Here is a 14,970-nt window from a genome sequence, read left to right on the forward strand (position 1 = left end):
AACCGCAAACTGTGAACTTATTTATCAAAGACCACCCTTACCATACAACCCTGCCCCGGAGCGGTCTCAATGTCAACTTTTCCATTGAACACATCGGCGCGGTTGATAATGTTATTCAACCCAATGCCCTTGCGTTTGGCATTCAGGTCAAACCCTTTTCCATTGTCGACGATCGTGAGAATAAGTTTTTTATTTTGTTCTTTTATACTGATACCTATTTTAGTGGCCTCGGCATATTTCAGAATATTATTGATCTGTTCCTGCACCATCCGGTAAATGGTCAGCTTTAAGCCATAATCCAGTTTCGATTCATCGAAGCCGGCATGATTGAAGCTTACCTCTATTTTCTGCGCCCACCGGATATCGCCGATCATATCATTAATGGTTTCAATAATGCCCAGGTCCTCAGTACTGGGCGACACCAGTGATTTTGACAGCTTGCGGATCTCTTCGATGGCCATATGAATATGTTCCGCCGCTTTGTTGGTAAACTTTTCGCGTTCTTCTTCCGTTTCCAGGAAGGGCGACGACAGAAAAAGTTTCGCTGAAGCCAGGATCTGGTTTACGTTATCATGCAATTCCTTTCCTATTTCAGAACGTTCCTTTTCCTGCGTATTGATCGTGTTACGGGCAATCTGCCGCTGGTGATTCACTTTCTCTTCCGCCAGCCTGGCCTCCTGTTGCCTTAATTGTTCTTCTGCGTGTTTCTGATTGGTAATATCATGTACGACACCGATCAGTTTCTCCGGTTCGCCTAAATGATTTTTGACCAACTGCCCCTGCGAATGAATGATACGGACCTCTCCATCCGGGCGAACGATCCGGTGCTCAATATCAAAATCGCCCTTGCCGTCGACTGTATCCTTTATGCGTGCCCCTACAAATTCCCTGTCATCAGGATGAACAATACTCATATCCATTTTTTTGGCCGGTAATTCGGGATCATACTCATAGCCGAAAATGCGGTACAATTCGTCTGACCAGAACATAGTGCCGGTCTTGAGATCGCTTTCCCAACTGCCGAGGCTGGCTATACGCTCGGCCTGTTCCAGCAATCGCTGGTTATATTTGACCTGTTCCTTTGAGATTTTGCGTTCAGTACTGTCTATGCCAATGGCAAAATAACCGTTGAGTTTACCATTTTTATCGAACTGCGGCTGCGCCTGCAATGTGATCCATACTTTTCGCCCCGATTTGGTATACACCAGTATTTCCGTATCAAAAATGCGGGCGGCCGTTCTGTTTTCGAGCAGTTCTTTGATAGTGTCGACATTGGTTTCTTCACCATATAAAAAGTCTTCGGGCCGTTTGCCCACAGCTTCTTCCAAGGTGTACTCAGTCACCCGGGTAAAGGCTGCATTTACCCACTGGATCCTTCTCTCAACATCGGTGATGAGGATCGGGCTTAATGTTTCACTGGCAATATGGGAAAGCTTTTGCAGCTCTTCCTCTACTTTTTTCTTGGCAGATATATCCCGAAGGATCGTGCTCATGCGCTCCTCGCCATTCAGATCTGTAAAACAAACCGATGAGAATTCACTGGGAAAATATTCACCGTTCTTTTTAATGCTGATCTGTTCGCCCTGCACATACCCTTTTTTATTACGCTCTTCCATCAGTTTCAGAAATTCATCCGTTTGAAGCACACAATCCTCCCTTCTCAATTTTCTAAACTCCTCCTGGGTGTACCCAAACATTTCACAGGCTTTATTATTCACTTCCAGAATAGTACCATCTGGTTTACCCAAAATAAATGCATAGAGGCTGCTATTTGCAATGGCCCGGTATTTGGTTTGGCCTGTATAGATCATTTCCTCGGCCTGTTTATGCTGGGTAATATCCTGGAAAGTGCCGAACAACTGAATGGTCTTATTGAAGATCTGTTTAGGCCGGCCGATGGCCCGGATCCATTTTACTTCCCTTTCGCATTCATTGCAGTCGAGCTCGAGATTAAATGCAATGCCTTTATCAATGGCTTCCTGTACAGCCGATTTAAATTGCATGTAAGCCTCTTTTCCAACAAAGGAAAGTATATGTTCCCAGCTGATGGTGGTATACTTTTGAATGCCCATCAGCTTGTACATGCCTTCCGTGCACGACAGGTGATTGGATTGTACATCGAGCAGCCAGCCGCCGATACCAGCTGCCAGCTCGGTTTCCTCCAATAGCTGTTTGTAGTTATTGGTTTCTGTATTATCTGTTATGGAAGCGATCATGTACCGGTGATCCGGTTCGATAACGACGTTCAGTTTGCAATAAACCCCGAAGATGTGCCCGTCTTTTCGTTGTACATGAAATTCGCCTATTGTTTGTTTTGGAACAGGCGACGCCATCGCCTCGTTAAACGTATACAAAGTAAAATCGCGTTGTTGTTCGGGCACCACCGATAAAAAATGCCTGCCGATCAATTCCTGGCGTTCGTAGCCGATCATGCGGCAATACGTTTCGTTCATATCAATAAAAAAGCCGTCGCTGTCTACCACCAATACGCCAACATCGAGTGAATTGAAAACAGCATTGCAAACGGGATTGTTTGGGTTACTCATCGCAGAAAACTTACTCCGTTGGGATTTGGAATGTACTCGCATATCACCCTTTTTACCAACTTTGGTTTTGTGTCATCCCCGCTGATGGGACGGCAACAAAAAGTCAGTTTAATTAATTATGTATTATAGATCATCAGGTACAAGCCTCATGGCAGGCGATTGTAGGAACAGGTTGGCGCATGCTTCTGCATGCAGGCACACGGGATACGCAGGATTATTTAAAAAAGCAGATATAAATTATGAAACACTGGTAACGGATAAATTTACTATTTTATCTAATATGGATGAAGAAATAATTGTGCCCTGCCAAGGGTTTTGTATTGCTTACAGGCGGTTTGGCAATGTTTCGTGACCCCGATCATTTTGTCGGTAAATGTTTGTTAAAGAACAGCATATAAAAAAAGCGCGGCACGTTTTATAAGTGCCACGCCTGATGCTTTATTGCTGATATGCGGTGATCTGTTACTTCACTATATCTTTTATTTTGCTTTTCGCAAATTCATCGGCCAGCTGGTTCAACCGGCCGGCTGAAAGAGTTACCGGTCCCTGGTCAAAGACTACACGATACACAAAACGCACGCGCTCACCTTTTTTCAATTGCAGGTTCTTAGCTGATTTACCCTTGGTAAATATTTTTTCGCCCAACGGGTTGGCCGCGAATAATCCATAACCTCTTGCATGCCAGAAGGTGGGATAATTGATGTTGCTGGGGTGATCGATGATGGCAATACTGATAGAATCGTTCTTCATTTTGCCAAACATCTTACACCAGTGCGCCCTTGTGCTCCAGGCACTGTCGCCTTCTTTGCCGGCACTGGTTATATAATTACCCGTGGCAACGGCATCGGTGTTGCCTTTAACCACGGTTACATTGCCTTTATCATCTTTAAACAACTTGTCTTCCTTGGCCGAGATCTGCAGTTCATGGGCAACGCGCAGGCCGAGCAACCCATCCTTGGCATCGGTGAACAGCACATCGGTATTGGCTGTCAATACGGTGATACGGTCTACAATGCGCTGGTTCTCGGTGCCACTGAATTCATATTGGGTGGTTTCTTCGAGCAACACATTGTTTTTGGAATCTACCCAGTTGGCATGATAGGCCAGCACACCTTTAGCGCCGTCCTCTTTTTTAATGATGCGATCGGTCTTAATGCTTCCGTACATCGACTTTTTATTATCCGGAATGGCGAAAGAATTATTCCAGAAATCGAGCCCGTTCACATTTTCAAAATTAAGCCACAGTCCGAGGTGATGCGGGTGATCGGTAGGATCACCGGGCAGCGTGTAAATGGGATAACCCCGGGTGAGCATGGCGCCATTGCCCGAAAAAATGGGATACAACACCGGCTTGGCCAATGTATCGGGGTAAATGAAACTGGTGAAAAGTTTTGACCCGATCATTACGTTAATGGTATTCTTGTCTTTTTCCTGCACCAGTTTTACGGTCTCTTTTTTCTGAGCGAAACCGGCAGAAACAAAACAGGAACCAATTGCCCAAAGAAAGACTTTCTTCATATAGGTTATACAATGGTTTAAAAACAATTAATATTTGAACGGTTTACCGCCTACCATTACTTCCTGTGTTTTTTCATCGAACGTTGCCTTTAACCCGGTATGCGCTGCTGCAGTGGTCATGATACAGGCAATAGAATGGTTGTAACCCGCTTCTACCGGTGCATTCGGCTGCTTGCGGCTGCGGATGCATTCCATCCAGTTACGCACATGGTTGCTGGTTAGTTTATCACCACCGGTATTGGCGCTGGCAACAACTGCTTCTTCCTTTGCCAGGCTTTGCTCAGGCAGCAGGTTGGCCTGCATACCCATGGCCTCGGCAAATCTCTTTGTCAAGCCACCTTTGGGTGACACGGTGTTGGTGATGAGGTTGAGCTCACCGCCATTGGAGAAATATACTTCCGACGGACGTTCATCACCATTGTGCATACGGCTGCCAAACGTTACCTGGAAGCCGGTTGAAGGATCATTTAACGGACCGTAATCAAACACAGCGGTAATGGTATCCCAGTTGCGTCTGCCATCTTTCCACACATAAATACCACCGTTGGCCACAACACTGCGCGGATGGGCCAGACCACTGAACCAATGCACGGTATCGATCTGGTGGCTCATCCATTGACCGGGCAACCCGGATGAATAGGGCCAGAAGAGGCGATACTCAAGATATTTACGGGGATCGAACTTCTCAAACGGGCGGTTCATCAAATAGCGTTTCCAGTCGGTGTCTTCTTCTTTTATCTCTTTCAATAATTCAGGCCGGCGCCAGCGTCCGGGCTGGTTTACGTTCCAGGTAAGCTCAACCATGGTAATGGGGCCGAACTTGCCGGATTTTATAAACTCATTGGCGGCATGGTAATTGGCGCCGCTTCTGCGTTGTGAACCGATCTGCACGATGCGGTCCGTAGCCTTGATGGCTTTCAGGGCCGCGCGGTTATCTTCCATAGTTTCGGCAAACGGCTTTTCAACATAGGCATCACAACCGGCCTTAACGGCTTCTATGGCGTGCAGGGCATGTTGAAAATCGGCCGTACTGATGAACACGGCATCTACCAGTTTTTTGCTGTATAGTTCTTCGTTATTGCGACAGGCGACTATATCGTGGCCCATTTTTTCTTTCCATTGGGCAGCGCCTTCTTCCCTTCTTTTTTTCCAGATGTCTGATACGGCAACAATATCGAAGTTCAATTCCTTGTAATGGTTCATGAAGCAAGGCATGTGAGAAGCGCGATGACGGTCAGAGAAACCGACTACACCTACCCGTACCCGGTCGTTTGCTCCGATGATCCTTCTATAACTTGTTGCAGTGAATCCGGCCTTTGCAGCTAAGAGACTGGCTCCGGCCATAGTGGTTTGCTGAATAAACCGGCGACGAGAATTTTTCATATCGGCATTATTAAAATTGGTTGATTGAGTAGCCTTAAAATTAAGGAGAACAATACCAATTTCAGCATTAAAAAGCGAATAGCATAAATTTATTAGTAGTTGGGTAGTATAGTTTAATACAAAAAATAAAGGTCGATGCAACCTTTTATTGGCCGGTATCATCCCATCACGAACCGGGTGAGGGTTACTGAAATTGCAAGGCAAAATACTCCAGTGGCCCGGCGCCTGCATTCTTGATCGAATGCAAGGTTCCTGATGCAAAGAAGATGAGATCGCCTGCACCAGCGGCCCGGGTGGTATCACCCAGCAGCACCAGCGCATCTCCTTTTCTTACCAGGATGATCTCTTCCTGCGGATGTTTATGCGGGCTATGGCTTACGAGTCCCGCATTCAGTGAAGTTACATGCATTTCCATTTTCATGAAAAGCGCGGTAAAGCGATCGAACACACCTCTTCTTTCCCCTTTTTCATTTTCCTGAACCGACCAGTTCTCCCAGTCACCGACAAATGAGCCGCCCGCCTGGTTACCCCGTTCGATATATTTGGGCGTGTGGGTATTGAACCGCAACACATAATATACGGCGAGCGCCTTGCCGGTATTTTCAAAACTATGGTCATCACCCGGCATAATCAGCGCTACCCCACCCGGTCCAATGATGGTGGAATTGCCTTTTACGGTCACTTTCAGGTTGCCTTCTTTTACAATGATGAGTTCTTCTGCGTCTACATACGCCAGCGATGAATGGTGCGTTTTGCCGGGATCGAGCTCTATTACCCTTATGTTCAGATTAGACAATGTAGCAGTAGGGCCGTTGGCCACTTTCATAAAATAAGTGCTGGAATCCTTTTCAACGATCAGGTCGTTCCAGGCAAATACTTTCGAGGTTATTGATCCCTGCTGCGCCTGCGCCAAAAAACAAGCTAAAGCAGTAATGGTCAGAAAGATAGGTTTCATGTCGTAAATATAACATTGATTTGTTATAAGTCACGGTTTGCCAATGTATAACGAAAATAACCGGGTGCGGATTGTGGAAGTATTGCGAGATCCCGGTAAAAGTCGGGAAAAAAGGAACCGTCCCCCCGGCCGGGACCGGAGCAGACGGTTCTCTTACACTTCACCAGCCTGTTCTTTTTAAGGAAGCTTAACACCCTGCCGGGTCTTCATCAGTCTACTGTAAGCCATGACAGCATCTCCTATGCCTATTCTTTAACCAGTTTTGAGCTGATGATCTTTCCTTTATTAATCATTTTGAGCATGTATAAACCAGCTGGCAGGCGGCGCGGCTTGAAAACGGCCCGGTGGCTGCCGGCCGATAACTGACCGTTGACCAGCACAGCCACTTCTTTGCCGGTAAGATCGAATACCGACAGGTAAACATGGCCCGGTTGATCCATAGTGAAAACGATGGTATTGGTCTGTTTGAATGGATTGGGATAGGTCTGCAGCGTTACACCTGCAGCTGCCGGTGTGGTTGACCGGTGGGCGGGATCATTCTTTAACAGCTGAACGGTCACTGTACCCGTCAGTATCTTCACTTCTGTATAACTGTTCCAGGCATTGATGCTGTTGCCGTGTCCTATAATGCGAACGTATTTGGCCGTTCTGGGTGAGAAGTTAAATGTCTCGAGATTGAGTGTAGCGCCGCTGCTTTGCAGGCCGGTTGCCGCAATTACATAGCTCAGTCCATCGGTGCTGGTTTGTATGTCGAAAGTTGATGTACGGATATTGCCCTGGTAAAAAGCGATCTGAACACCTGATACGGTAGTTGCAGTGTTTAAACAGAACTGGATCCACTGTCCATCACCACTGGCCGACCAACGGGTATTAAGATTGTTATCGAGCACATTGGCGGGTACATTGCCATCATTACCGCTGGCTGTAACCGGTTCACACACCGGAGTACCACCGGGAAAATCATCGGCAGGGCTCAGCATACGCTGGCGAACCCAGGCGCCTGCTTCTTTCAGCCGGGCTGTGGTCCATGGACCATTTGAACAGGTTCCGGATTGCCATACGGCGCCTGAACGGAAATCATCAGAGTAATTCCAGTTCGTCCAGCTGATCTTTTTATTACGCATAAGATCGATGAACTGCTGCGCCATGGCGAAATCGTTCAGGCCATCACCACTGGCTTCCTGGGTACCGAACTCGGTTACAAACACAGGCAGTCTGTCAGACGCGGCATTCAACTGGTTCAAATACGCTGTACGATGATCCCTTGCATAGAAGTGGAAGGTGTACATCACGTTGGGAAACTGCAGCGGATTGTTCAATACATCCTGCAGCGAACCATCGCCGGACAAGCCGAATGTAGACCAACCATGTGTACCTACGAGGATCACGGCATCGTTATCAATAGCGCGGATGTGCGGGATCATCTGGTCTGCATAGGTTTTGATCTTTGCCCAGGTAGCGCCCGAGTTTGGCTCATTACAAATGTCGTAGATGATGTTATTCTTGTTCTTGTGCTGGTTGGCAATCGCCGAGAAGAAGGTTTTCGCTCTCGAAAGGTTGTAGTTGGGATCACCCGGCGTGAGCTGATGCCAGTCGACCAGGGCATACATGCCACGCTCGGTAGCTTCTTCGATCAGCCTGTTTACCTGGGCGGTAAAACCGGCAGGATCGGTTTCATAACCGCCTTCCTGCACATACAGGGATATACGCAGTACGTCTGCACCCCAGTCATAAGCGAGCGCATCGAGCGAAGCTTCGGTTAAACAGCTTCCCCAGCCGTACCATTGGATACCGTGGGTGCTCATGCCCCGCAACTGAATGGGATTGCCATACTGGTTGCACAATTTTGTGCCGATCACGCGTAACTGGCCGTTCCTGGCCACTGGTGTTTGCGCCTGGGCGTCTGACGCTACCAGTAAACGCAACATTCCTAAAAGTGCAATGAATGTAACTTTTTTCATTGGATATATATTATAGGTTAACAATGACACCTCCTGGCCCCCTAAAGGGGGAAACCGACAATCGGCAACGACAATTGGCAATCCTCAATCGACAATCGTGAATCAACAATCGTGAATCGTCAATCGTGAATCGTGATTCCAGTCACTCCTTTACGATCTTTTTTGTGATACTTTTCCCATTACCCATCAACTTTATCCAATACACCCCTGCTCCCAGCTTTTGGGCATGAAACACCACGCGATGATGGCCCGCCTTACTATTCCCGTTTAACAACAGGGCCACCTGTCGCCCCATGATGTCATAGACGCTCAACTGAACGTGCCCTTCTTTTTCAAGAAACCAGGTTATAGTGCTTGATGTATGAAATGGATTTGGATAACCGTTGAGTGTGGAAGCGCCAACAGGCGTTTCCGTTATCACGCGGGCAGCCAGCAGCGCGCTGCTTTGAATGCGTACTTCGGTATAACTGTTCCAGGCGTTGACGCTGTTCCCATGCCCCACAATGCGCACATATTTTGCGGGGGTAGCCGTTATGGGAAACGTTTCCAGGTTCAGGGTGGTGCCGCTGCTTACGCGGTTGCTGGCGGCAGTTGTCCAGGTAACCCCATCAGTACTTACCAGGATATCGAAAGAAGAAGTACGAGCCGTGCCATTATAGAAAGCGATCTGCACGCCGCTCACGGTTGACGCACTGCTTAAACAAAACTGGATCCATTGCCCGTCGCCGTTAGCCGACCAGCGGGTATTGAAATCGTTGTCGAGCACATTGCCGGGTACATTACCATCATCGGCACTGGCCATTACAGGCAGGCAGGTAGCCGGATCGGCGCCATTATGGCCAACCATGGATGTACTGAGGATTTGCGCGATCACCGGGGCCGAACTGGTTTCATCGGCGCCTTTATCGAGTGGAGAGGTACGGCTTTGTCCATCCATATCTACGGTAACCGCAGGATAAGTACCGGTTGCTGTACCTATTGCCGGGCTGCCCGGCTGCAAATGGAAAGTACCGGTGGCATTGCGGGCAAGCAGCGGATTCACGGACGTATAACCGCTGGCAGGCATAGCGCCAGCGCCATTCGTCTGGTATAGTATATTCCCCGACCATACTGCGCCGGTATAGGGACCAGCAATGGAAGCGGCGGCGCCCCCACCCTGGATAATATTGTTGGCAAACGTAGTATTGGTAGCCCCTAACCCGCCCGTACGTCCGCTTTGTGTGTAGTTGGCTGTATTATTGACGAGGGTATTGAAAACGATCACCGTGCGGTCCGGCCGGTCATGCACTGTTAATGCATCGCCATCGGCCACTTCGCCATCTCCATTCCCAATATTGATGGCCGGATTACAATTCTCAAAATGATTGCTGAATATCACATGATCATCGCCAAAGATGCGGATGCCGGGTGTATTGATAAAGTAGTTACCATACACCTTACAAAAGTTCCCATGCCGCAGCGTAAATTGTGCCGGGCAGTTACGAATGGTATTATACCTGATGGTTACTGCAGATGCTTTTACGGAGATCAATTCATTCTCGCCTTCACATGCTTCAAACAGATTATGTTCTATAATGCTGTTGCTGGAAGAAAGACTGTAGCCGCTTAAACCGAATTGCAGCGTTTCAGCGCCATTAGCAGTTTGAGGTTGCTGATCGAAGAAATAGTTGTGATGGATATGGATACGTTGCGCGATCTGGCTGCCCGTGCCACGTACCGTAATGAAGCGGCCCAACGCATTCTTATGTTGAAAGGTGTTGTAATCTACTTCGTGATCATTGCCGTTCAGCGACAGGTTCTCGCCGGCGCCCGGCGTTTCAAAGATATTACGGGTCCACCGGCAAAAGCTGGTGCCGCTGGCCATGGTAGCCTGCGACGCGCTGTGTGTGAATTTGAAACCTTTTATAATTATATACCTGGCCGGACTTACAATATTAAAACCGTTGGTACCACCAATTTCAACCCCGCCAATGGATTGCGCCTGAATGGTGATGGGCAAAGCCGCAGTGCCCTGTTTACTGATAGTGATGTCGGTACTGGCGCTGTATACGCCGTTGGCCAGGATGATAACATCACCCGGCGCTGCATTATTGATAGCAGTTTGCAAAGCCGGTAAAGAACTTACGTTAATGGTAGCAGCAGTCAGTACCGCTGGTACAGCATACAGCATTACAAGCAAGAGTAAAATTCTGGCATTCATGATTTTTGACTGTTTTAAGGTCATCAGCTGGCACACAACGATCCCTGGCAGGGTCGCGACCGGCCGATTGATGACAGGAGTTAAATATTTGAGGGGCTATAGGGGGATAAAACAGGCATGAAAGGCAAAAATAATATAATGTTAAACGTTAGTAGCTGGCGTATCGGAATACGCCGATTGGTTTTCCTTTTCTCATGTGACAGGTTTTAATGAACGCTTATGGTTATGAAAGAAAATACCAGTGAAGTAACTAAGTAATTGTACTCAAAGCGCGCATAAGGTTAGCCGAATAGTAACCTAAATTAGCAAACGAAGCAAGGCAAATACCGGTGGAAACTATTTACTGTTTATAAGTTCAATACTTCCGCTTTTCGACATGCTGGAACTGAGCAGGAAACTTTCTTCTTTTTTACCATATATAATTCGAACCAGGGCGGTATTAGGCGGAAAAGAACCCAGGCTTTCGGCATAGATCACCAGCCGGTTTGGGTAACCGGGAAACAGCGGCACCTTAATGATATGCGGTTTTTCTTTTAAGTACAGTTTTGGAACGATCAGTTGTCCATTATAAAATATACTGATGGTATCGCCATCAACAATGCCATTATCCATAAACCTGATCTCTGCCGAATCGGCATTGATGAGGTACCGGTTTGCTGGCGCCACTGCGCGGCCGGCGAAAAAATCACGGCCCACCAATGAATCTTTGTAAACAGGTTTCACAAATGTAAAACTGGTACCGGCGGTTTTGGTGGCAAGCCTGCGGGGCGATATATCAGGTTCGTAGAGGAAGGCAGCTTTATATTTCAGCAATCCTGCATCCTTTGTATAGCGGGCAACGATATTACACAGTGTATCGCATCTTCTTTCTCCCTGCAGCACCACGCTGTCGCCCACTTTTTCAAAAGATAATTTCATGCTGTCGCATAAATGACAATGTTTGGCCCAGGTATATTGTCCCGGCGGATCTTTGAAATACACCACTTCCTTTAGTTTGGTCATGATGTGATCTTTGTAGATCTTGCCGGTGATGCGGGTATGCAACCGTACGGCTGTATCAGAGGGCAGAATGCACTGTACCACCCCTTCAAACTGCGAACCATGTACCCGGGAGATCTGCAGGCGGGTGTCAAAAGTTTTGGTGAGTTTGCTTTTCTCGCCAAAATAAACGCCGTTCCATGTTCCGGCCAACCAGTCATTCTCCTGGCCAAAACCAGGCAACACAGCCAGCAAACAAACCAGGTGAACTATAACCAATAGATATTTTGTCATTTTAGTACAGTTGTACAACTGCTCCGATGGTATCGGCACAATTTGAATTAAAGCCTGGCGATCCAGGCGACTGTACAGTTCAGGGATGAATGATTAGTATTATTATGTGGGGTTAAGTACCCGGCAATTGCGTCAAATGAACCGGGAACCGCCGGCAATTTAAAGCCAAAAAACAATCCGGCAAAACTGAAAATAAGGAGTTCGGCCCATGCCGGTTTTTCGCTTCCTGGCCGGTTCGGTTTCCTCAGGACAGGACAAGACCTACCAGGGCGTTCAGAGCCATAGATTTAGACAAAAAAAATCCCGCCTCAGCGGCGGGATACGCTCTCTTAAACATGTAGTATGACTGGAAATTGGATCTCATCTCAGGTAAACAGTATATGGCTAGGCCACAAATAAAGCGGGTTCATGTTGTTTGTCGAGCACCCGGGCAAACAGCTCCTCATTGAGCAGGTCTTTCACCGATCTTATAATGAAGTCGGGTGCATAACCAAACTGATCGAGATCTGTTTCCCTGGTAACGCCTGACAGTGTTAGCACCGTAGTGAAACCCATTGATCCTGCGCCCAGGATATCTGTGGTCATGGTATCACCGATCATAATGGTTTCATCGGTTGATAATTGTAATATCTTTCGCGCCATACGCATCATTACCGGACTGGGTTTACCTACACTGAAAGCCTGTTTACCGGTAGCAAATTCGAGCATGGCGACAAATGCGCCGCAACCGGCCCGGTATTTTCCACTGCCCACGGGACAATTGGGATCAAGGTTGGTAGCAATCAGTTTTGATCCGTTCATGATCATATTGATGGCCTTGTCAACCGACTCCAGCATGATCGTGCGCCCTTCGCCTATGATCACATAATCTGGATGATCATCTACAATGGAATAACCAACATTGTGGAGCTCGGTCAATAACCCACCTTCACCAATAACGTATGCAGTACCGTGCTCTTTACGGGAAGCCAGGTAACGGGCCGTTGCCATAGCACAGGTAAAAATATCTTCATCGTTTACATTAAAACCCAGCTTGCGCAATTTGTAGCACACATCGCGGGGTGTACGCTGGCTGTTATTCGTCAGGAATAAAAAAGGAAAGCCTTTTTCGCGTAATGAATTAATGAACTCTACAGCGCCGGGAATTGGTTCACTGCCTTTGTAAATAACGCCATCCATGTCGATAAGAAAGCCCTTTTGTGCCATAAGTTTACATTTTGATGTTTTTAAAAATTGGGCAAGCGAACGGACAAGCATTCATTATTGAAAGAATCACTCACAGGCAAGAAAAAAATCGGTGGCAAGGAACTGGCAAGAAGTTATCTAAGGGAATTGTGCAGATTGCAAAACGGCAAGTGTTATAATAACGGGCAATTGTTACGCTTATTGTAAGCGGTACAAAGATAGCGGTAATATTTGAATGGTTGGTTTAAACTATTATTAAATCGTGAGTGGTGAATGGTGAGTGGTGAGTGCGAGTTAACGCTATCAACCAGTCAACTTATCAACTAGTCAATCCATCAACCCTTCCCCTCCAGATCCTTCAGGGCCTTATTGTACCGGTATAATACTTCAACATATTTCTCCAGCACCGGCAACAAGAGCCAGCAGGAAGCTTTCGCATCGACCAGCATATAATAGTATTGCACCGCCCGCTTGATATCTTTATGATCCAGGCAGATCCAAAGGCGGATGAGCCAGAAGTTGATCACTTCCGATGAATGATATTGTTCATAACCAGGTACTGCTTCACGGATGTCGGTAACCGCATAAATGTTCTCAAAACGAGGATCCGGTTCCTGCTGGATCAAAGCGCCAAGCGCCAGGCTGAAATGCAGCACCGGAAAGTATTTGTACATTTTCAGCGCATGCCGTTTAGCTACGTCACATAATGTATGCAGATCGAGCAGTACACCCTGCTCATAGATCGTTTGTAAAGCCAGCGGGTTATGAGCAAACTGGTTAGCCAGTGCGATCATTTTGCTTTCGAACGCGTGCATCAGCTGCTCATTATTGCGGTCTAACAACTCTGCCAGGTCATCTGCCTGCTTTACCACAGCCAGGTGTTCATCAAAATGTTCATCCAGCACATTATTGGTTGCTTCGGCGCCATGCCCTATTTCATCCCACATCTCGTGCCACATGAGCTCTTCAGCCGGTGTACAGGTGTTGATCTCAGGTGGTAACAGGCGGGTAAGTAATTCCGCATGGATCGTGATCTGCTCCAGTACCGACCGCTGCTGCACTTTTTCTGTGTTCAGCATATCATCCGAACGGATGCTCTGCACATTACCAAGGCTTACTTCTCCGGGTGGTATATTATCGATGATTAAATTTGTATCGGCCGATTCTTCGCGTAAACGAGGCGGGGCGTTTGTTTCTTCTACGGTATAATAATAATTTCCTTCGCCGGCGTATTGTTTGAGTTTAGCCAGAATTTCGGCAAACTGTCCGGCTTTTTCAACGATGAGGTGCGGCAATCCATCTGTACCTACCGGTACTTCAATAACAGGCACTTCATGATCGTCTTCTTCCAGTATAAAGCGGGTAACTTCAAAATTGTGGTGCGGATGAATATCAAATTCCAGGGCAAAATCATGGCCGGCATAAATGATGTTGTGGGCGAGGGCATACTCTATTTCCTTGAAATCAGCGAGCTGCTCACTGTATTCTTCAAAAAACTCATCTTCCGGCGTATTGAAAAAAAACACGGTATCCTTTACGCCGAGGCAAAGCAGGTCAACCCGGTACAAGCCTATTGTTACATTGCCGTTCGGATGTTTTCGCATTACCGATACATTGGCGATCTGGCTTTCTTCCCAATCTTTATTCACCATACATTTGCTCACAGGCATCGTGCGCGCTTTTGCCTGCACGTATTTACGGGGGGAGAGTGTCTGCATACCCAATGTATTTATTGTTGCTGTGTTGACCTGGATTAAGAATCGTAGCTTTTACCTTTAACGAGCAGTAATCCGTAAGATCAAAGTAAACGCATTTTACGGTACAAAAATTCAAAAGTTGTTGTCATAATTTTCACACATTTCTGCACATAAGGATAACATCCTGTTTGATATTGTTTTGTGATCAACTCACCATTTTGACAATGATCATTAAATGTTGTTACCCCCTTTG

9 protein-coding genes are annotated in these 14,970 nt (G+C 47.1%); all 9 read right to left on the reverse strand.

Annotated features, from left to right (window positions below; genetic code table 11):
* Window positions 1-17: 17 nt before the first annotated feature.
* The 9 genes from JUB15_RS18805 to JUB15_RS18845 all read right to left on the reverse strand — a co-directional run bounded on the left by JUB15_RS18805 (window position 18) and on the right by JUB15_RS18845 (window position 14,738).
* Window positions 18-2,588, reverse strand: a complete 2,571-nt coding sequence (locus JUB15_RS18805; RefSeq protein WP_207514064.1) for a sensor histidine kinase — start codon at window positions 2,586-2,588, stop codon at window positions 18-20.
* Between the two features lie 420 nt (window positions 2,589-3,008).
* Window positions 3,009-4,064, reverse strand: a complete 1,056-nt coding sequence (locus JUB15_RS18810) for a DUF6807 domain-containing protein (protein ID WP_207514066.1) — start codon at window positions 4,062-4,064, stop codon at window positions 3,009-3,011.
* A 27-nt stretch (window positions 4,065-4,091) separates the two neighbouring features.
* Complete coding sequence (locus JUB15_RS18815; RefSeq protein WP_207514067.1) at window positions 4,092-5,447, reverse strand: Gfo/Idh/MocA family protein; 1,356 nt, start codon at window positions 5,445-5,447, stop codon at window positions 4,092-4,094.
* A gap of 184 nt (window positions 5,448-5,631) precedes the next feature.
* Complete coding sequence (locus JUB15_RS18820; protein WP_207514069.1) at window positions 5,632-6,402, reverse strand: cupin domain-containing protein; 771 nt, start codon at window positions 6,400-6,402, stop codon at window positions 5,632-5,634.
* A 245-nt stretch (window positions 6,403-6,647) separates the two neighbouring features.
* Window positions 6,648-8,363, reverse strand: a complete 1,716-nt coding sequence (locus tag JUB15_RS18825) for a cellulase family glycosylhydrolase (RefSeq protein ID WP_207514071.1) — start codon at window positions 8,361-8,363, stop codon at window positions 6,648-6,650.
* A 142-nt stretch (window positions 8,364-8,505) separates the two neighbouring features.
* Entirely contained in the window at window positions 8,506-10,563 is a 2,058-nt protein-coding gene (locus JUB15_RS18830) for a chondroitinase-B domain-containing protein (RefSeq protein WP_207514072.1), read from the reverse strand.
* A gap of 336 nt (window positions 10,564-10,899) precedes the next feature.
* Entirely contained in the window at window positions 10,900-11,835 is a 936-nt protein-coding gene (locus JUB15_RS18835) for a hypothetical protein (RefSeq protein ID WP_207514074.1), read from the reverse strand.
* A 384-nt stretch (window positions 11,836-12,219) separates the two neighbouring features.
* Window positions 12,220-13,041 (reverse strand): HAD-IIA family hydrolase, encoded by an 822-nt coding sequence (locus JUB15_RS18840; protein WP_207514075.1) that lies wholly within the window; start codon window positions 13,039-13,041, stop codon window positions 12,220-12,222.
* 314 nt (window positions 13,042-13,355) lie between these two features.
* Window positions 13,356-14,738 carry a hypothetical protein gene (locus JUB15_RS18845; RefSeq protein ID WP_207514077.1) on the reverse strand — a complete coding sequence of 461 codons (1,383 nt, stop codon included), beginning with the start codon at window positions 14,736-14,738 and terminating at the stop codon, window positions 13,356-13,358.
* Window positions 14,739-14,970 lie beyond the last annotated feature (232 nt).

It is taken from the genome of Longitalea luteola, from assembly GCF_017356035.1.
GTDB lineage: Bacteria > Bacteroidota > Bacteroidia > Chitinophagales > Chitinophagaceae > Niastella > Niastella luteola.

What these genes read in the sequence shown, in the direction of transcription:
- JUB15_RS18805 (WP_207514064.1), bottom strand. Translation starts at nt 2,588, where the DNA reads ATGCGAGTACATTCCAAATCCCAACGGAGTAAGTTTTCTGCGATGAGT.
- JUB15_RS18810 (WP_207514066.1), bottom strand. Translation starts at nt 4,064, where the DNA reads ATGAAGAAAGTCTTTCTTTGGGCAATTGGTTCCTGTTTTGTTTCTGCC.
- JUB15_RS18815 (WP_207514067.1), bottom strand. Translation starts at nt 5,447, where the DNA reads ATGAAAAATTCTCGTCGCCGGTTTATTCAGCAAACCACTATGGCCGGA.
- JUB15_RS18820 (WP_207514069.1), bottom strand. Translation starts at nt 6,402, where the DNA reads ATGAAACCTATCTTTCTGACCATTACTGCTTTAGCTTGTTTTTTGGCG.
- JUB15_RS18825 (WP_207514071.1), bottom strand. Translation starts at nt 8,363, where the DNA reads ATGAAAAAAGTTACATTCATTGCACTTTTAGGAATGTTGCGTTTACTG.
- JUB15_RS18830 (WP_207514072.1), bottom strand. Translation starts at nt 10,563, where the DNA reads ATGAATGCCAGAATTTTACTCTTGCTTGTAATGCTGTATGCTGTACCA.
- JUB15_RS18835 (WP_207514074.1), bottom strand. Translation starts at nt 11,835, where the DNA reads ATGACAAAATATCTATTGGTTATAGTTCACCTGGTTTGTTTGCTGGCT.
- JUB15_RS18840 (WP_207514075.1), bottom strand. Translation starts at nt 13,041, where the DNA reads ATGGCACAAAAGGGCTTTCTTATCGACATGGATGGCGTTATTTACAAA.
- JUB15_RS18845 (WP_207514077.1), bottom strand. Translation starts at nt 14,738, where the DNA reads ATGCAGACACTCTCCCCCCGTAAATACGTGCAGGCAAAAGCGCGCACG.